The sequence below is a fragment of the Rhodococcus sp. 21391 genome, from assembly GCF_016772255.1.
In the GTDB taxonomy this organism is placed as follows: Bacteria; Actinomycetota; Actinomycetes; order Mycobacteriales; family Mycobacteriaceae; genus Rhodococcus_F; species Rhodococcus_F opacus.
On record NZ_CP063782.1, the window covers coordinates 89,671 to 107,850 of the forward strand.

The 18,180-nt window shown below is 65.4% G+C and carries 15 protein-coding genes and 1 pseudogene; 12 read left to right on the forward strand and 4 right to left on the reverse strand.

Features of this window, described 5'->3' with window-relative positions; genetic code table 11:
- Positions 1 to 8: 8 nt before the first annotated feature.
- From GO592_RS35115 to GO592_RS35150, 8 genes and pseudogenes are all read left to right on the forward strand, one after another.
- On the forward strand, positions 9 to 1,163 hold the full coding sequence (locus GO592_RS35115) for an acyl-CoA dehydrogenase family protein (protein WP_007299681.1): 1,155 nt from the start codon (positions 9 to 11) through the stop codon (positions 1,161 to 1,163).
- Positions 1,164 to 1,189: 26 nt separating this feature from the next.
- The gene (locus tag GO592_RS35120) at positions 1,190 to 1,987 is read left to right on the forward strand and encodes an SDR family NAD(P)-dependent oxidoreductase (protein WP_007299680.1); all 798 of its coding nucleotides are present in this window, start codon (positions 1,190 to 1,192) and stop codon (positions 1,985 to 1,987) included.
- Positions 1,988 to 2,137: 150 nt separating this feature from the next.
- Positions 2,138 to 2,383: pseudogene (locus GO592_RS35125) on the forward strand (IS1380 family transposase); the annotation flags it as partial.
- A gap of 385 nt (positions 2,384 to 2,768) precedes the next feature.
- Positions 2,769 to 6,242: a serine/threonine-protein kinase gene (locus GO592_RS35130; RefSeq protein WP_007299678.1), complete on the forward strand. Its 3,474-nt coding sequence runs from the start codon at positions 2,769 to 2,771 to the stop codon at positions 6,240 to 6,242.
- Between the two features lie 185 nt (positions 6,243 to 6,427).
- Positions 6,428 to 6,586 (forward strand): hypothetical protein, encoded by a 159-nt coding sequence (locus GO592_RS35135; RefSeq protein ID WP_157234311.1) that lies wholly within the window; start codon positions 6,428 to 6,430, stop codon positions 6,584 to 6,586.
- 690 nt (positions 6,587 to 7,276) lie between these two features.
- Positions 7,277 to 8,197, forward strand: a complete 921-nt coding sequence (locus GO592_RS35140; RefSeq protein ID WP_007299677.1) for an LLM class flavin-dependent oxidoreductase — start codon at positions 7,277 to 7,279, stop codon at positions 8,195 to 8,197.
- 34 nt (positions 8,198 to 8,231) lie between these two features.
- Positions 8,232 to 9,569: a PucR family transcriptional regulator gene (locus GO592_RS35145; RefSeq protein WP_007299676.1), complete on the forward strand. Its 1,338-nt coding sequence runs from the start codon at positions 8,232 to 8,234 to the stop codon at positions 9,567 to 9,569.
- A complete protein-coding gene (locus GO592_RS35150; protein WP_007299675.1) occupies positions 9,566 to 10,276 on the forward strand; it encodes an SDR family oxidoreductase in 711 nt (236 codons plus the stop codon). The genes GO592_RS35145 and GO592_RS35150 overlap by 4 nt, the downstream gene beginning before the upstream one ends.
- Positions 10,277 to 10,285: 9 nt before the next feature.
- Here GO592_RS35150 and GO592_RS35155 read toward each other — a convergent pair whose 3' ends face one another.
- Positions 10,286 to 11,071, reverse strand: coding sequence for an SDR family NAD(P)-dependent oxidoreductase (locus GO592_RS35155; protein WP_007299674.1), 786 nt, complete (start codon positions 11,069 to 11,071; stop codon positions 10,286 to 10,288).
- Positions 11,072 to 11,193: 122 nt separating this feature from the next.
- Between GO592_RS35155 and GO592_RS35160 the strand changes: the two genes are divergently transcribed.
- On the forward strand, positions 11,194 to 12,243 hold the full coding sequence (locus GO592_RS35160; protein ID WP_039952446.1) for a phosphotransferase family protein: 1,050 nt from the start codon (positions 11,194 to 11,196) through the stop codon (positions 12,241 to 12,243).
- Positions 12,244 to 12,248: 5 nt separating this feature from the next.
- Here GO592_RS35160 and GO592_RS35165 read toward each other — a convergent pair whose 3' ends face one another.
- Together GO592_RS35165 and GO592_RS35170 are read right to left on the reverse strand one after the other, a co-directional pair.
- Positions 12,249 to 13,241, reverse strand: a complete 993-nt coding sequence (locus GO592_RS35165) for an NADPH:quinone oxidoreductase family protein (RefSeq protein ID WP_039952498.1) — start codon at positions 13,239 to 13,241, stop codon at positions 12,249 to 12,251.
- Between the two features lie 20 nt (positions 13,242 to 13,261).
- Positions 13,262 to 13,714, reverse strand: a complete 453-nt coding sequence (locus tag GO592_RS35170) for a MaoC family dehydratase (RefSeq protein ID WP_039952495.1) — start codon at positions 13,712 to 13,714, stop codon at positions 13,262 to 13,264.
- Between the two features lie 151 nt (positions 13,715 to 13,865).
- On the opposite strand from GO592_RS35170, the gene GO592_RS35175 reads away from it, so the two are divergent.
- From GO592_RS35175 to GO592_RS35185, 3 genes are all read left to right on the forward strand, one after another.
- A complete protein-coding gene (locus GO592_RS35175) occupies positions 13,866 to 15,128 on the forward strand; it encodes an acyl-CoA dehydrogenase family protein (protein WP_007299670.1) in 1,263 nt (420 codons plus the stop codon).
- Positions 15,129 to 15,257: 129 nt separating this feature from the next.
- Entirely contained in the window at positions 15,258 to 16,529 is a 1,272-nt protein-coding gene (locus tag GO592_RS35180; protein ID WP_039952443.1) for an MFS transporter, read from the forward strand.
- Positions 16,526 to 17,542: a DUF7064 domain-containing protein gene (locus GO592_RS35185; RefSeq protein WP_007299668.1), complete on the forward strand. Its 1,017-nt coding sequence runs from the start codon at positions 16,526 to 16,528 to the stop codon at positions 17,540 to 17,542. The genes GO592_RS35180 and GO592_RS35185 overlap by 4 nt, the downstream gene beginning before the upstream one ends.
- Before the next feature lie 65 nt (positions 17,543 to 17,607).
- Here the strand turns inward: GO592_RS35185 and GO592_RS35190 are convergent, their stop codons facing one another.
- Positions 17,608 to 18,159, reverse strand: coding sequence for a TetR/AcrR family transcriptional regulator (locus tag GO592_RS35190; protein WP_007299667.1), 552 nt, complete (start codon positions 18,157 to 18,159; stop codon positions 17,608 to 17,610).
- Positions 18,160 to 18,180 lie beyond the last annotated feature (21 nt).

The following is an 18,180-nucleotide window of genomic DNA, read 5'->3' on the forward strand; positions in this document are numbered from 1 at the left end:
CAATCCCCATGGTTTCATTTGCATTCACCGACGAGCAGGAAGAGTTTCGGAAGACGCTGGCAGCGTTCAGTGATCGAGTTCTCCTCCCGGGTTATCGCGACCGGGCAGCATCAACCGAATTCCCTTTCGACATCATGAAGAAAATCGGCGACCTGGGTCTGCTGGGCATCGGCCTGCCCGAGCAGTACGGCGGTACCGGTACCGAAGATCCCGTTCTGCTCGGAATGGCCACCGAAACCCTCGCCTACGGCGACGTGAACATGGCGTCGGCGCCCGTCCAGATCGGGCTTGTCGCCTCCCAACTGGCGCTGTGCCGGGACGAGATTCAGGAGCGCTACCTTCCTCCCCTCATCAGCGGTGAGCAGACCATCGCCATCGCCCTGACCGAACCCGGGTCGGGGTCCGACGCGAGTGCACTGACCACCACCGCAACGGCAGTCGAGGGCGGCTGGCGTCTCAACGGCGAGAAGACTGCAATCTCCTGGGCAATGAATGCCACCGCGGCACTCGTCTACGCGCGAGAGCCCGGATCCAGCCGTTCCCGAGGCGTCAGCTGCTTCGTCGTCCCACTCGATGCGGAAGGCGTCAGCGTCAGCCACATGCCCGGTATGGGCTGCCTGCCTCTGGGCTGGGGAAGTATCCACCTGTCGGACGTCTTTGTTTCCGATTCTCACCTCGTCGGCGAACTCGGCAAGGGCTTCCACTCGGTCATGGACCACTTCGACTTCAGTCGAGCTGCCCTCGGCCTGATGTGTTTGGGCGCCGCAAAGCAGAGCCTGGAGGAAGCCGCCGCGTACGCTCAGCAGCGGGAAACGTTCGGTCAGCCACTTTCCGAGCACCAGGGGCTTGCGTTCCAGTTCTCCGAACACGCAACCTATCTGGAAGGTGCACGCTGGATTTGCTACCGCGCATTGTGGCTGCGTGAGACCTCCCAGCCGCACACCGCTCTGGCCTCGATGAGCAAGTGGTGGCCGCCCGTCGTTGCGAAGAACGCCATCGAGTTCGCGATGCGCGTACACGGAAATCTCGGGTACTCCACGGAATCACCACTGCAGCAACGCTACCGCGACGTCACCGCTTACCTCGTCGCGGACGGCACCGCAGAGATCCAGAAGCGCATCATTGCGAAGGACATCTTCGCTCGCGGCACAGTTTCCCTCTGACATCACCCCCTGAACGGAGTACACGAATGGGTACGCATGAAATCGCGCCGCCGAAGGAACTGAAGGAAAGCAGTGCCCTGGTCGTGGGCGGCACGGCCGGGATCGGTCTCGCGACCGCGGTCGGCCTCGCCCAGGCCGGCGCTCCGGGCGTCGTAATCGTCGGACGCGGGGCGGAACGCGGAGAAGCTGCGCGAGAGCGTATTTCGTCCGTCAACTCGGCCTGTGAGGTGACCTTCCTCTCCGCCGATGCGACCACGGTTGAGGGCGCGGCGTATGTCGCATCCGAGGCGGAGCGGATCCTCGACGGCGTGGACATTCTGGTGTCCACAACGGCCGCCGACGTCCGGCCGGAACTCTTCGCGAACATACCCACGGACGATATCGCAAGGACATTCAACCAATTGGCGTTGCCGTGCATGTATCTCGCGAGCGAGATCGTGCCGCACATGACGGCGAGGAAGGGTGGCGTGATCATCAATGTCGCTTCGGATGCGGGAAAGACCGCGACGCCGGGCGAATCGGTGATCGGTGCAGCGAAGGCGGCAATCATCATGTTCACTCGCACGCTCGCCATCGAAGCCAAACGAAGCGGAATTCGCGCCAACGTCCTGACTCCCTCGCTCGTCAACGGGACCGGGTCGACCGCGCGGATCACCTCCGACGGATTCAGCGCCAAATTGTTCGCCAAAGCAGCCCAGCAAGCGCACCTCGGCGTTCCCGAATCCGAAGACCTCGCTGCGCTGGCGGTCTTCCTCGCCTCCCCGGCGGCACGCCGACTCACCGGGCAGGCGATCAGCGTCAACGGCGGAATATCCGCAGCCTGAGTCCGATCTGCCTCGGCCCTGACCGGCACTACGAGTACACGGCAAATGCTTTGCTGGAGCTGTAGACGTCGGTCGCCACGAGGTCCGACCATCGATGCCGGGTGGGGTTGGGTGAGTCGAAACGGCGAGATGCCCTTGCGTGCGGAAAGAATTGGACTTCTCACAGAACCAGTTCGATCGACACGAAGGGCATCTCTAGGTCGCAACTATTCCCACACCCGCCCGGTGACGGCCGCGGCGTTCGACGACCGCAACCTCCTCGCCGCGGCTGGGCTGATCCCGGTACTCGGGTTGGCGCAGCACTGCGGCCTCGCTCACCTGGCGGACGAGCATCTGTCGGTGCCCACCGACAAGGGCGCACATGCCGGCCGGAAGTTGACCGCACTGGTCGCGGGCGCCCTCACCACCCTCGGCCACACGGGCCCGCGGATGCCGCCGGGGTCGGTGCTGTCTGAGACCACACACCGACCGGTGGATCTCCCGCGCCGAGGTCGCCGAGGAATCAACAAGGCGCCGTCGGGGTCGATCCCCGGCGGCGCCCGGTTCCAATCCCATCGGCCGATACCAGCCAGTTCGCGGGAGAAACATGCCATGAGTGCTGAAATTGTCCGCGTTATCGCGGGCGTGGGAGACAGAGATGGGTAACTCACCGTTCCGGAACGGTGCACCGAGTACGCTGAACTTCTGGGAACCCGCTCCACGGTGGTCGGCACGCTCTGATCACATTTTCCGGTAGCAGTTCCCTTCAGCAGAGGCGCGTCAATGGAGTCAGGCTTCGGAGATGGCGGATGTAGACCCGGCGGGCACTGAACGCGACGTCGCTGCCTCGGTCGTCTCCGAACTGGAAGCCGAGGGGTTCGACGACGCCCACGAGGTAGGTCGGGGCGGCTTCGGCGCGGTGTACCGGTGCGTGCAGACCTCACTGGATCGCACAGTCGCGATCAAAGTTCTCGAGGGTGTCGAGCGTACCGACCGCGAACGCTTCGTCCGAGAGCAACGCGCTATGGGCCGGCTGTCCGGGCATCCGAACATCGTCCAAATCTTGCAGGTGGGCGTGCTGGCCGGGGGACGTCCATACATTGCGATGCCCTACCACGCCCGGGACTCGCTGGAAGCGTGGGTTCGCTGTCACGGGCCCTTGCCGTGGCCCGACGCTTTCCTGATCGCAATCAAGCTCGCCGGTGCCCTGCAAACTGCTCACGCCCTCGCAATCCTGCACCGAGACGTGAAGCCTGCCAACATTCTGATCACCGACTACGGCGAGCCTCAATTAGCTGATTTCGGTATCGCGCGGGTCGGTGGGGCCTTCAAAACCTCCACCGGAAATGTCGCGGGTTCGCCCGCCTACACCGCCCCCGAGATGCTGCACGGGCAGGCGCCCGCACCGGCATCCGACATCTACGGTCTCGGATCGACACTATTCACGCTGATTTCTGGGCACGCTGCCTTCGAACGCCGAGCCGGTGAGGGCATGGTCGCCCAGTTCATCCGAATAACCAGCGTGTCGGTGCCTGATCTCCGAGTACAGGACTTTCCACGCGATGTGGTGACCGCGATTGAGCATGCGATGGCCAAATTGCCGGCTGATCGGCCCCCGACCGCTACAGCATTGGGTGACGAACTACGCGCGGTCTGCGAGATGCATGGGTTCACGGGGACGGCGATCGTGCGTCCCCTTGCTGAGTCCACCGGGTCCGCGCAACCGTCTCTCGAACAACCGAGGAAGGAGGTGAGTGATGCCAGACGGTCGACCGTATTGACCCCGCCGAGCGCCGCCACGAAGTTCCGGCCGCCGACCCCCAGTCGGCCACTGGTTGGACGCAGCAGACTGCTCGACACTCTGCGCGCCGGCGGGCTCCGCAGACTCGTCTTGATTCATGCGCCCGCCGGGTTTGGCAAGAGCACCCTGGCAGCACAGTGGCGGACTGAGCTCGAGACAACCGGCGTATCCGTCGCCTGGTTGAGTGTCGATCATGACGACAACACCGTTGTCTGGTTTCTCGCGCATCTGCTGGAGTCGGTCCGCCGTATTCGACCCGCCCTCGCACACGAACTGGGGCAGATTCTCGAGGATCATCCCCCGGATGCGGCCCGTTATGTCCTCAGTTCATTGGTCGACGAGATACACAACTGCGGCGAGCGGTTGGCGATCGTCGTCGATGACTGGCATCGCGTAAGCGCCGCTGAAACGATCAGCGCCATGGGTTTCCTCCTCGACAATGGATGTCACCATCTGCAGCTCGTGGTTACCAGCCGCAGCCAGGCGGGGCTACCGCTGAGCAGGATGCGAGTGCGCGACGAGTTGGTCGAAATCGATGCTGAAGCGATGCGTTTCGACGCCGACGAGGCAAAGGCGTTCCTCCTCGATGTCAACGCCCTGCAATTGAGCGGATCGGAGGTTGCGGACCTGGTGGATTCGACAGATGGTTGGGCTGCCGCCCTGCAGTTGGCGTCGTTGTCGCTGCGCGGCAGGGATGATCCGGCAGAGTTCATCAGACATCTGTCCGGACGGCATCATGCGATCGGCGAATACTTGGTGGACAACGTCCTGTGCACACTCGAGCCTGATCTCCTCGACTTCATCATGTGTACAGCGATCACCGCGAAGGTCTGCGGTGATCTGGCGACCCAGCTGTCGGGCGTCCGGTCCGGCCAGGCGTTGCTCGAGGAAGTCGAAAGTCGAGATCTCTTCTTGACCAGCCTCGACGATGACAAAGAGTGGTTTCGATATCACCACCTGTTTGCCGAGTTCCTTCAACGCCGACTTGAGCGAGACAATCCGACCAGGGTTCGACGATTACATCATGTCGCGTCGCAGTGGTTCGAGCTGCACGGAATGCTCAGCGAGGCTGTCGATCATGCAATGGCCGGCGAGGATTCCGAACGTGCGATCCACTTGGTCGAATCAGACGGACGGGAATTGATCGAAAACTCGAGGATGGCTACTCTGCTCGGCTTGATCGCGAAAATTCCACCTGCCGAAGCCCGTCTGCACTCGGAGCTCCAACTCCTGGTCGGGTGGGGAAACGTGCTGTTGCAGCGCCCAGCCGCCACGCACTCCGCCCTCGACTGCCTCACTTCCGCCCTTGATACGGAGTTGAGATCCGCTGAGGAGCAACGTATGGTCCGACGCGAGGCTGACCTGATACGCGCGGTGGGGAGGATCTTCGCTGATCAGGTTGAAGGCGTGTGGGATCTGATCGACGATATCCTGCAGCATCCGGACGAAGTGCGTCCATTCGTGACCTCCGGCGCGAGCGGTGTGGCGTCCTTCCTGGCGGTGCACAGTTTCGACTTTGCAGCCGCGCGCCGATGGCAGGACTGGGCACGCGATTACCACGAACGGACAGTCGGACCGTTCAGTGTCATGTACGGACATTGCATGGCCGGAGTGGCGGCCTACGAGGTTCTCGAGGTCGGCGAGGCCGAGCGCAAGTTCCGTACCGCATTGGATCTAGCCCGACAGACGGGTGCGCACAGCTACGCCGCTCGCCTCGCAGGCGCACTCCTGGGTTCCCTGCTCTACGACATGGGCGATGTCGATACCGCCGAGGAGTTGCTCGATCGCAGCAATGAGCTCGGCTCCGAGGGGGGCATCGTCGATATCCTGCTCGCGACCTACGGGGTGGGCTCCCGGATCAAGGCGCTTCGCGGTGATCGCGCGGCTACAGAGCAGCGCTTGGAGGAGGGAGAGGCAGTCGCTGCACGGCTTGGGGTTTCGCGGTTGAGCAAACATATTGTCAATGAACGAATCCGTGCCGGACTCCCAATCGATCCGGTGACGAGCGCGAGTCTCAGACACTCCAGCCTCCCGGTAGAGCAGGGCGGCATCGCAGAGGTCTGCTCTCAACTCGACGAGGAGTCGTCGATACGGCTACTTCTTTCAGACCGATCGGACGCCGCAGCGCAACAGGCGTTGAGGCGGAGCCGTGTGCTGGCGGCGCGGGTCGCAAATCAGAAGAGACCTCGGGCTTTGGTCGTATTGACAGTGTTGGAAGTGTGCTGCCTTGCTTCGGCAGGACGGATCGACGAAGCCAAACAGACCCTTGCACCGTTGGTTTCGCAATGCGCTGCACTCCGCTTGCCTCGCATCCTTCTCGATGGCGGGCCAGCGGTCCTGGAGATTCTGTCAATATTGCTCGCTGACATACGTGCGGGTGAACCCTGGATACAGCGATGGCCCGACCTGACCGAGCCTCTCCTCCTCGGCATCCTTGGCGACTACGTGAACGGCACGCAAGGTCCACCTCCCTGAATTGCGGCGGCGTAACCCCTTGTCGTCGTATCGGGAGCATACGACGCGCTCTCAGCCGTACTCGCCCGCCGCGCCCGATTCGAGTCGATCTACCTTTCCGGATCCGCCGCTCAGAATGTTCTCGACCTCGGAGTCGCGATTGTCGTGATGCCATTGGACCTCGCTGAGGCGGCGACATCGGCCTCGTGAGCTACTACAAGCAAGTTCACCGCAACAGCACTGCGGAGCAACACTTTTCACGCCATCCGAAGCGTCTGACTGCCGATCTCGAGATGATGCGTGTGCTGGGATTGGACGACTACCTCAAACGAGAGGCGGTCGACGACGCAGCCACCGTCCGATAAGACTCGTTCTCGTTCGCGCCGCAATTGGCAGCACCGTCGAGCGGACGACGACACCGTCGGGCAAGGACCGAATGTAGTCGATGAAGGAACGCTTCATTCCCCACCGCAGCTCGTTCGACGACCAGTCGCGATCAGGATTACCCATCTGCAGCGGCTCCTGACGAGGTCTTCTTCTCGCGTCGGGTCACCCAAGGATTGGCGACGTAGTGTGCCGCGGCTTCCGTCAGGGGTGCTCGCGGCGCGCTTGCTCATATTGTCGACAAGGTCTACCTGGCGCTGTTTCCATTGCTCCAGTCCGAGTTGATCGAGCCAGTCGAGTGACTGCACCCGACAAAGGCCGCTCGGGCCAGCTCACGTCCTCGGTAGTATCAAGGACTCGCTGCAGCGAGTCGCGAACCCCCGCACTTGGCATAATCACCGTTCTGCCACGATTTGATACGCGGTCGACTCCAGACTTTGGCGAAGCAGAAGGATGTCCTCGTATTCTGCTCGGTCGAACACAGGGACTGACCAGCCGCGATTTCTCGGTAGACCACGAGGCCCACGGCCTCGAGGCGTGCAGAGTATGGCGGTGTTCGGGTCCCAGGGGATGTGTCAACGGTGGCAGTTCGATGCTGTGACCACAGAATGCCTTGCCATCCACGGGGTGAGAAGTTTATGGTCAGTCCATTAGCATGAGAGGAGATCAGGATGCCGATCAGAGTGGGATTGTCGGTCACGGATGCACTCCTCGTCCCGAAACCCGCAGATCGGCGACTGCTCCTCGGTTCCGCCGCGGAGGCTGGTCTCGACCACATCACCGTCGGGGACCACATCAGCTTCCACGGCGGAACCGGGTTCGACGGCATGGTGTCCGCGACGTCGGTGCTGTCGACCCACGACACGTTGTCGGTGGTCATCGGCGTGTACCTGCTCGGACTGCGACACCCGATGCTCGCCGCCCGTCAGATCGCGACGCTGTCGCAGATCGCGCCCGGCCGATTGGTCCTCGGCGCCGGCGTCGGTGGTGAGGACCGCTCCGAGATCTCGAACAGCGGGGTCGACCCCAGCACCCGCGGCCGTCGCCTCGACGAAACCCTCGAGGTGCTGCGCGCCGTCCTCAGCGGCGAAGAAGTAACCCATCACGGTGAGTTCTTCACCGTGGACCGGGCACGCATCCTGCCTGCGCCGCAGCCGGCGGTGCCGATCCTCATCGGCGGCCGGGGCGAATCCGCCATCCGCCGCACCGCCCGCTACGGCGACGGCTGGCTGGGCATCTTCTGCACTCCGCGCCGGTTCGCCGAGACCCGTACCGCCATTCTCGATGCGGCAGCAAAGGAAGACCGGGCACCCGCCTCGTTCGGCGTCAACGTCTGGTGCGGGCTCGACAAGGATGCCGCGCTCGCGGACCGGCTCGTCGGCGAGAAGATGCAGGCGTTGTATCAGTTGCCGCGCGACAAGTTCCGCCATCTGGCACCCGCCGGAACACCCGAGCAGGTGGCCGAGTGGCTGAACTCGTTCGTCGAGGCAGGTGCGGACAACATCACGCTGGTACCGGCAACCACGTCGATGGAGGCGGCCATCGAGCACGCGGCGTCCGTCCGCACACTTCTGCTCGCCCATCACAGCTGACCATGGCCCGGTAGAGACGGAAGCGAGGACCACGATGTCCACCTCCGACGCCAATACCGGCCGTAAGCAGATGCCGCTCAGCGTGTTCGACGAACTTCTCGATGATGCCGCGGTCGCGGTCGACTGCCTGTCCGCGATCGTCCGGGTCTGCTCGGAGGCCACCGGCAAGGCGGTGACACTGTTCGACCGCCAGGGACACGTCGTGGCGTCGACCCGCCCGGAGGCCGGCAGGCAGACGATCTTCCCGCCGTTGCGCGACATCGTGCGCGGGCACACCACGACCCCGCCCAGTGCGGACCCGGTGCTACTGCCCGCAGAACTCGGCACCGGGTTGTCTCGCCGGAAGATCCTCAGCGCAGTCGTCGAACGCGGCGAGCACCTCGGGTGGCTCGTGGTGGACGAACAACCGACGCCGTTCCATCCCACGGACGAGTACGTCACGTTGCGCTGCGCCCGCCGCATCGGAGCGCAGTTCCTCACCCAGCGCCGCATCACGCGAGTCGCGTGGAACGCGAGGTCGAACCTCGCGCGGCAACTCGTCCGGGGTTCCGGCGCCTGGAAAGACCTCGCGGCCGGCGCCGAGTACCTCGGCGTGAATGTCTACGCACGCCGCGCCCTGGTGTATGTGCGCGATTCCGAGGGCGCCCCCGAGGATCTCGACCGTTCCCTCGCCGAGTACACCGAGCGCGCACTCGGCCTGGAGGTGCTGTCGACCCGGGGTTCCGAGGGGATCCTCCTGCTGATCGAGGCACCGGCGGGGGCGGCGTCCCCGGCGGTCGTCGGGCGCATCACGTCGACCCTCGAGGCCGCGGCCGCCGAATTGAGCCCGGCGAGCGGACTGATCGCCGGGGTGTCGTCGGTGTACGAACCCGATTCGTTCGCCCGGGCGTACCGGGAGGCGCGGGAGGTCGTGCGCTGCATCGACCGCTTCACCCACGGAGCGCGGCACCGCGTTCTCGCGGTCGACGACCTGGGACCGGCCCGGCTCTTCCTCGCGAACGGCGAGGTCTCCGCGATCCGGCACTTCATCGACGACATGCTCGGCCCACTCCTCGACGACGACGCGGCAGCGGCGACCGAACTGATTCGCACGCTGGCCGTCTGGTTCGAGCAGAATCGCGGGATGCGCCGCACCGCCGCCCGGTTGGGTGTGCACGAGAACACCGTCCGCCTCCGGTTGTCGCGGGTTCACACCCTCACGGGACTCGACGTCACCGGAGACGCGTCCCATCAATTGAGCATCCAGACCGCGCTTCTCGTCCTCCGGTTGCGCGATCACCCGGCCTTCCACCTCGAAAGCCGTTGCGCCGAAGCGCGGGACGACAACACCGTGCGCGCAGACGCGCTCCCGAACGAATGGAGATCCGCATGACCGACCCGCGCCGCCGCAAGGCACTCGTGACGGGCGCCGCACGCGAAGGCAGTATCGGCAAGGCCATCGTGGCCCGGCTCGCGGCCGACGGGATGGACGTCGTCACCCTCGACCGTGCACCCGGGTGCACCTACCAGGCCGACATCGCCTCCGACGAGTTGCCGGACCTCGACGACATCGACGTATACGTGGCCAACGCTGGCCTGACGACGATGTTCGGTGCCGCACACAGCATGTCGATCGACAAGTGGCGGAAGGATCTCGACGTCAATCTCACCGGGACGTTCCGGGTGCTTCAGCAGTGTCTGCAGGGGATGCGCGAACGGCGGTACGGGCGTGTCGTCGTCATCTCCAGCACCGCAGGCACGCAGGGCATGCCGGCGCAGGTCTCCTACAGCACCACGAAGGCCGGCCTGCTCGGTCTGGTCAAGACGGTAGCGGCCGAGAACGTCTCCCTCGGCATCACCGCCAACGCGGTCCTGCCCGGGATGACCGCGAGTTCCGGCATTCTGTCGATGCCACAGGACATCCAGGACGCGTGGCTCACGTCGATGCCCAACGGATTCGTCGACCCGGCCGACATCGCGGACGCCGTCGCCTTCTTCGCCTCCCCCACCGCCCGCAGTGTCACCGGCCAGTTCCTCACCGTCGACGGCGGCGACGGCCTCAACACCCGCACCGTCACCTCCTCGGTGGTACAGCGCTGATCGCGGCGTTCAGTTCACCAGCACGCCGCCGTCGACGGGAAGGCTCACCCCGGTCAGATATCCCGATGCGTCGCTCGCCAGGAACACAACCACCGCCGCGATGTCCTCGGGATCGCCGATCCGGCCAAGCGGTATCCGCGCATCGATGATCTTTCGCTTGTAGTTCTCGCTGTAGTGCGCTGTCGCCTCGGACGGAAACACCCCCGGCAGAATGGCATTGACGCGGATTCCGCTCGGCCCGAGTTGAGCGGCGAGGTCGCGGGTCAATCCGAGAACGGCCGCCTTGCTCGCGCTGTACGCGGCGGCGGGCATCTTCGCCGTCGTGAGAGCCATGACGCTGGAGACATTCACGATCGAACTCCCCCGGCCCATCACCCGCGCGCACGCCTGGATCATCCAGTAGGAGCCGTGCAGGTTGACATCGACGACGGACCGGAAGTGGTCGGGCGGGTCCTGCGTCACGTGATGGTATTCGCCGCCGGTGCCCGCGTTGTTCACGAGGACATCCACCCTTCCAAACGCCTCGACAGCGGCCTCGACCAGGCGATTACATTGATCCGCCTCCGTCACGTCGGTGTGCACCGTGATCACGCGGGGGTTGTACTTTCGCACCTGCTCCGCGGTCGCCGCGAGTTTGTCGCCGCGCCGGGCGCCGAGGACGACGTCCGCGCCCGCCTGTGCGAGCGCGAGGGCGTATGCCACACCGAGTCCGGACGACGCCCCGGTCACGATCGCCACCTTGCCGTGCAAGGAGAATCGCTCCAGCGTGTTTCGGTTGTGGGCGGGATTCGACATACGAAAGCTCTACCACGCACTCCGTGGGGGCCGAAGCAACCGCCGGATCGCCGCTGTGGGTTTCTTCAGCGCCAATCGCTTCCGTGCTTGCGACACCGGCGGACCGGGCCGATCGTGGTCTCGTGACGGAATTCGACGTGAGCCTTCTGACCGCCCGCGCGACCGAGGCGGCCGGTCGCCGATGGCCGGGATCCGCGATATCGGCGCTCTCGGCACTGCCGGGCGGCGTGTCGAGCCTGACCTACCGGGCCGTGCTCAGCCGCCCCGGCCTGCCCGACGCGGGCATCGTCCTCAAGATGGCACCCCCCGGACTGGAACCGGTCCGCAACCGCGACGTTCTCCGGCAGGCGCGGATCATCCGTCTCCTGGGCGCGGCGCCCGGCGTCCGGGTGCCGGCGATCCTCTTCGAGGAGAACGGAACACCCGAACGGCCACCGTTCTTCGGCATGACCCTCGTCGACGGACAGTCGTACGAACCTCTCCTCGACGAAGCCGACTCCCCTCCTTCCGCCGACACGGTTGCCGTCCGCGCCCACGGAGCGGCAGGGATGCTCGCGCGGATGCAGAACCTCGACCCCGTCGCGCTGGGAGTCGGGGACGAACCGGTGGTCACCGTCGCGGAGGAACTTGCGCGCTGGCAGCGCCTGCTCGACACCGTCGACGACGACATCGCGCCTCGTCACGCCGAATTGCACGCCGCGCTGGCGGACCGGATCCCGGCACCGGTCGCTCCCACGCTGCTCCACGGCGACTACCGACTCGCGAACATGCTGTTCGCCGGCGAAAACCTCGCCGCGATCATCGACTGGGAGATCTGGTCCGTCGGCGACCCCCGCACCGATCTGGCGTGGCTGCTGATGCACACCGACCCGGTGCACCGGTTCCGGCGCTCGCGGTCGGCGGCCGACGTTGCGGCAGGGACCGGGATGCCGTCGCGCGGCGAACTCCTGTCGGCCAATCGCGCCGAGCGTGACGGTCCGATTCCCGACCTGGACTGGTTCCTGGCCTACTGCCACTACAAGACGGCGTCGACGATCTCGGTGTTCGTCAAACGCAACCGGCGGCGCGCGGACCCCGACGCCTCCCTGATCGTCGCCGCCGACAGCCTCGCCGAGGTGGTCGAGCGGGGCCTGGCCATCCTCGGCCAGACCTCGATCGCTCCCCCCACCTGATCCCGTCAGGCCGACGCAACCACCTCGACCACGACCTTCCCGATCGCGGCGCGGTCGTCGAGCGCACGCAGTGCGGTCGCCGCCTGGTCGAGCGGGAACGTGGCCCCGACGTACGGCCGAATCCGCCCCTCGGCGGCCAGCGTCTCGACGGCGTCCCGGACCATCCGCAGCGTGCCGGGATACTCGGTTTCCATGTTGTCCATGGTGATTCCCGTGACTGTGAGATTGCGGTGGAGCAGGCGGTTGACCTTGACGGTGGGAATCGAGCCGCCGGTGAATCCGACGACCACGAGTCGCCCGCCCTGGCGCAGTGCACGGAGCGAGTCGGTGAACCGGTCGCCGCCCACCGGGTCGATCACGACGTGCACGCCGCGCCCCTCGGTGAGCTCGCGCACCTCGTCGAGCCACGGCCCGTCCGACCGCACCACCGCGTGCGCGCCGTGCCGGCGCGCGACCTCTTCCTTCCGGTCGCTGGACACGACTGCGATCGCTTTCACCCCGAACGTGTCCGCGAGGTCGAGAGCGGCGGTGCCCACCCCACCCGCCGCGCCGTGGACGAGCACGTACTCCCCCGGCCGAACCTGCGCCCGATGCAGCGCGTACCAGGACGTCGAGTAGTTCATGTAGAGCGCCGCGCCTTCGACGAACGACATCGACGGCGGGATCTTCACCGTGTAGTCGGGTAACGCCAGGGCTTGCTCGGCGAGCGCACCGTGCCACACGATTCCGCCGACCCGGTCGCCCGGCCGGAAGTCGGTGCCGACCGGTGCCTCGACCACGACACCCGCGAACTCACTGCCACATACGTACGGTGTGGGCACGCCGTTCTGGTACTTCCCCCAGGTCTGCAGGGGGTCGATGAACGACAGTCCGGCGGCGTGCACGTCGACGAGTAGTCGCTGACCGTCCGCCCGGGGGTGGGCACCCTGCGGTTCTGGCACCTCTGCCAACGTCACGCCCTCCGGGCCGGTCATTTCCTCGACGACGACTGCTCGCATGAACGTCACTCTCCTCGTGTTCAGTGGAAGTAGGCCACGACCGCGTCCGCGACGCAGGCGGGTTTGTCGTGACCCTCGATCTGAAAGGTCTGCCGGATCGTGAACCGATATCCGCCGTCGATCGGCCGCGCATCCTGCAGTCGCGCCGTCATACGGATCCGCGAACCGACCCGGACCGGGTTCAGGAACCGCACCGTATCGAAGCCGTAGTTGAGTCCCAGCGAATGCCCGGTCATCTCGAAGACCTCGTAGAGAAACTTCGGCCCGAGCGACAGTGTGTACATTCCGTGCGCGATCGTGCCGCCGAATCCGGCCTCCCGGCCCCGCTCGGGGTCGACGTGGATCCGCTCGAAGTCCTCGGTGTCGTGTGCAAACGCCGTGATGCGGTCCTGGGTCACGTCGTACCAGTCCGTCGTGCCGAGGTCGGTGCCCACCCGCGCAACCAACTCGTCGATCCCGTTCAGCTTCAGCATGGCCGCATGCAACCACGGCGACCACGCGCACCACAGGAACCGTCGATTCGGCACTGGAGAAATCAACAGTGCGGCGCGGCGGCCTCGTGGCCGTGGGTGCCGCCGCTCCCTACCGTCCGATGCATCAGGAAACCGAAGCGGAGGACGCCCTATGGACTGGACCATTCCCGACGATGTGCAGCAGTTCGTCACCGACCTCGACGCGTTCATCGATCGCGAGATCACCCCGCTCGAGGCCAAGCACCCGCAGTTCTTCGACCACCGTCGCGAGTACGCCCGCACGGACTGGGAACGGGACGGATTCCCCAAGCAGGAGTGGCGCGAGTTGCTGCTCGAGGCGCGGCGCCGATCCGACGCCGCCGGGTTCTTTCGGTTCCCGTTGCCCCGGGCGCTCGGCGGCAACGACGGGAGCAACCTCGCGATGGCCGTCGTGCGCGAGCACCTCCTCACCCGGGGCTCGGGTCTGCACTTCCCGCACGCCGACGAGGCATCGGTGGTCGCGAACCTCCCCCTTGCGCTCGTGCTGCACGAATACGGCACCGACGAACAGCGGGAGCAGTACCTCGAACCACTGATCCGCGGCGACATCGAGATCGCGTTCGGTCTCACCGAGCCCGGGCACGGCAGCGACGCGACGTACCTGGAGACGACCGCCCGCCGTGACGGCGACGACTGGATCATCAACGGGGCGAAGCGCTTCAACAGTCTCGTCGACTGCTCCGAGGTCGACCTCGTGTTCGCCCGCACGTCCGGGCAGGCAGGCAAGGCGGACGGGATCACCGCATTCCTCGTGCCGACGGATGCCCCCGGCTTCTCGGTGCCGTTCAACCACTGGACGTTCAACATGCCCAGCGACCACTCCGAGGTCCATCTCGACGACGTGCGGGTGCCCGCGGGCGCCGTGGTCGGCGAGGTCGGCCGCGGTCTCGACTGTGCGCAGCTGTTCGTCCACGAGAACCGCATCCGGCAGGCTGCGTCGTCGCTCGGGGCCGCGCAGTACTGCATCGACGAGAGTGTGCGGTACGCACAGGAACGGGTCGTCTTCGGCAAGCCCTTGCACGAACACCAGGGCATCCAGTGGCAGCTAGTGGAACTGCAGACAGACGCCGAACTGATCCGCAACACCATCTACAAGACCGCGGCCATGATGGACGAGCTCGGGAAGACGGCCGTCACCGACAAGGTCGCGATGGTGAACCTGCGCAGCAACCAGCTCGCCTGCCGGGCGGCCGACCGCGCCATCCAGATCCACGGCGGCGTCGGTTACACCCGCCACAAGCACTTCGAGCACATCTACCGCCACCACCGGCGGTACCGCATCACTGAGGGCACCGACGAGCTCCAGCTGCGTCGCATCGCGAGCAGGATGTTCGATTTCGGATCACCGAGAGGAACGGCTGTGGGAACCACGTAGCGTCTTTTGGTCTGTCCTTTACGTTTGGACTGTCCATATGCTCTCATACTGTGACGAGCGCCACTCATTTGGCTCGCCCGCACCCCACGTCCACTGTTCGACCCTCGACATCGATCGACAGGAGCTCCCATGAGCACAGCGTCCACGCGGCATTTGAACCGCTGGTGGTACGTCGTCACAGGCTTTATGACTCTGCTGTTCGGCACGACGGCGGTCAACGTTCTGTTCAACATCCTGGGCAAGCCCATGACCCAGGAGTTCGGCTGGGAACGAAGCGTTATAAGCAACGGTCTGTCCATCGAAACGGTGCTGGTGGGTATCAGCATCGTCATCCTGGGCTTCCTCATCGACCGGTACGGGCCCAAGATCCCCTCGGTTCCGATGTCGCTGGCGTTCGGAATCGGCCTGATGCTGATGTCCGTACTCCCGAACAATCAACTCGCCTTCTACCTGCTCTGTGTGGTGATCGGCGCCGGGGCGGGCGCCGTGAACCCCGTCGCGCACTCGACCGTGGTGAGTGCGTGGTTCCAGGACCGTCGCGGCATGGCGCTAGGCATCCTCATGGCCGGCCTCGGCTCGTGCGGTGTGCTGATGCCGTATCTGGCCAACTGGATGCTCGGCATCGGCGGATGGCGCCTGGCCTTCCTGGTCATCGGCGGCTTGTGCACGGTCATCCCGGCCGCCGTCTACGCCTTCGTCACCCGCATGCCGGCCGAACACGAGGCCGAGCGCATGGCCGCGCGCCTGCAGGGCCGGATGGCCGGGGAATCGCTGCTCACCGTGGCGAGGAAGTACCGGCAGTTCTGGCTGCTCTCCATCGCCATCTTCTTCGTGTCGTCGGCGACGTTCGGGCTGATGTCGCAGATCGTGCCCATGACGACGGACAAGGGCATCAGCCAGGGCACCGCCGTCTCGATCCTGTCCGTCCTCAGCCTGGCGTCGGTTTCCGCCCGCCTGCTGGCCGGCTACCTGTTGGACCGGTTCTACGCCCCCGCCATCGGCTCGGTCATCTTCGCATTGTGCGCGGTCGGCGTCTTCCTGATAATCACGTCGTCGCAGGTCGGCACGTTGTTCCTCGGCGCCGCCCTGATCGGCCTCGGCCTGGGGTCCGAGGGCGATCTCGCCGCCTACATGGTGAGCCGGTACTTCCCCAAGCACTCCTACGGCCGGGTGCTCGGATTCATCTACTTCCTGTACGCGCAGGGGTCGGCGTTCGGCATCTTCCTGCTCGGACAGGTCTACGGCGCCACCGGTTCCTACAGCGCCGGCGCGCTTCCGATCATCGTCCTGGTCGGCGTCGCCATCGCGTGCCTGCTGATGATGGGTTCCTACCGCTTCACGCTGGACCATCGCGAAATCGGCGCCGACAATGTGACCGTAGAACAGAAGGAGCACGTATGACCGACGGATTTCACGACGCCCTGGTGACGCACACCGCCGAGGACATGCCGGAGAAATTCTTCGACCGGTTCATGTTCAATCTCCACCCGGACGGCGCCGCCGCGCCGTCGGTGATCCTCGGCGCCGGGGTCTATCCACCGCGGAACGTCGTGGACGGCTTCATCGTCCTCACCACGGAGACCGAACAGCGCAACCTGCGCTTCTCCACCGAGCACGACGCGACCGACGCCGCCTCCGTCGGGCCGCTACGGTGGGAGACGCTCGAGGACAACACGACCTGGCGAATCCAGCTAGGTGAGAACAAGACCGGACTCGAACTGGACCTGGTCTGGCGTGCCCGGGCACCGTATTGGCTCGGATCGGTGGACGTGGAGAACACCGACGGCAACGTCACGTCGTTCGACCATCTCTTCCAGCCCGGCCGCTACGAAGGCACCCTCACCCTCGACGGAACCACCACCGACGTCGGCGGGTGGTACGGCCTGCGGGACCGCTCCCGCGGGGTACGCACCATGTCCGGCGGGCAGGGCCTGCACATCTGGTACCAGGCTCAGTTCCCGGACCGCACGTTCGGGTTCCTGCTCGTCGAGGACCGCCGAGGTGGCCGAATTCTGCTGGAAGGCGCCGTCATGCACGACGACGGCCGACTCGACGACATCACCGACGTCCGGCACGATCTGGTGTTCACGTCGGGCAACGACCTGGCCTCCGGAACGGTGGAGGTCGTGACGGCCGGCGGTGCGACCTACCGTATCGGTGCGGACGCCTCCGCCGGCGGTGGGTACATGGCGGGCGGTGGCTACGGCGGACACCATGGCAAGGTCCGTGGCCGCGACTTCCAGGAGTTCGACGTCTATCCACTCGACGGATCCGTGGGGCCGACGACACTCGACTCGGCCCTGACCGACCGGTGCTGCACGTTCGAGTGGAACGGGCAGACCGGCTACGGAATCTTCGAGTTCGCCCTGTCGCGGTCGTCGTCCTACACGTACCGCTCCAGCATCACAACATAGCCCGAAGCTGCCACTGCCCCTGCATCCACCGATAGATGCAGGGGCAGTGTGCTATTCGCGGTGTGCTATTGCCGGAAAGCGTCCAGGCCCTCGCTGGCCATCCGCACCATGTGGTCGGCCAGACCGGCGGTGCGGGTCACCTTGGCGGGCCAGTACGCGATCGAGAAGATCATGCCCAGGCACGACTGGGTTGCCACCGAAACCTCCGCCGGTGACGCGGCGGGGATCGCCCGCGTCACCGCGGCCTCCCACCCCTGGACGTACTGCTTGCGCCGGCGGTTGATCGCCTTCCGCCACGGATCGACCAGCGACCGGTCCTCACGCTGGCTGACGTTCACGAGATGGCGGTGCCGGGCAGCATAGAGAGCGTGGTGGCGGATCATCCGCTGGAGATCGAGATCCGCATCCTCGTGCACCGGTTCGGTGGCGCCGATCAACTCGTCCATCGCCTCGTCGAACAGGGTGGCCAGAATCTCGTCCTTGCCCGAGAAATGACGATAGATGGCAGGCCCGCTCAGACCGGCACGGGAGCCCAGTTCGTCGACACTCGTGCCGTGAAAGCCTTTTTCGTAGAACAGCTCTGCGGCGGTGTCGAGAATCTTCCTGTTCCGGTCCACAGCTGCATTCTAGCACTCGCT

What these genes read in the sequence shown, in the direction of transcription:
- GO592_RS35115 (WP_007299681.1), top strand. Translation starts at nt 9, where the DNA reads ATGGTTTCATTTGCATTCACCGACGAGCAGGAAGAGTTTCGGAAGACG.
- GO592_RS35120 (WP_007299680.1), top strand. Translation starts at nt 1,190, where the DNA reads ATGGGTACGCATGAAATCGCGCCGCCGAAGGAACTGAAGGAAAGCAGT.
- GO592_RS35130 (WP_007299678.1), top strand. Translation starts at nt 2,769, where the DNA reads ATGGCGGATGTAGACCCGGCGGGCACTGAACGCGACGTCGCTGCCTCG.
- GO592_RS35140 (WP_007299677.1), top strand. Translation starts at nt 7,277, where the DNA reads ATGCCGATCAGAGTGGGATTGTCGGTCACGGATGCACTCCTCGTCCCG.
- GO592_RS35145 (WP_007299676.1), top strand. Translation starts at nt 8,232, where the DNA reads ATGTCCACCTCCGACGCCAATACCGGCCGTAAGCAGATGCCGCTCAGC.
- GO592_RS35150 (WP_007299675.1), top strand. Translation starts at nt 9,566, where the DNA reads ATGACCGACCCGCGCCGCCGCAAGGCACTCGTGACGGGCGCCGCACGC.
- GO592_RS35155 (WP_007299674.1), bottom strand. Translation starts at nt 11,071, where the DNA reads ATGTCGAATCCCGCCCACAACCGAAACACGCTGGAGCGATTCTCCTTG.
- GO592_RS35165 (WP_039952498.1), bottom strand. Translation starts at nt 13,241, where the DNA reads ATGCGAGCAGTCGTCGTCGAGGAAATGACCGGCCCGGAGGGCGTGACG.
- GO592_RS35170 (WP_039952495.1), bottom strand. Translation starts at nt 13,714, where the DNA reads ATGCTGAAGCTGAACGGGATCGACGAGTTGGTTGCGCGGGTGGGCACC.
- GO592_RS35175 (WP_007299670.1), top strand. Translation starts at nt 13,866, where the DNA reads ATGGACTGGACCATTCCCGACGATGTGCAGCAGTTCGTCACCGACCTC.
- GO592_RS35180 (WP_039952443.1), top strand. Translation starts at nt 15,258, where the DNA reads ATGAGCACAGCGTCCACGCGGCATTTGAACCGCTGGTGGTACGTCGTC.
- GO592_RS35185 (WP_007299668.1), top strand. Translation starts at nt 16,526, where the DNA reads ATGACCGACGGATTTCACGACGCCCTGGTGACGCACACCGCCGAGGAC.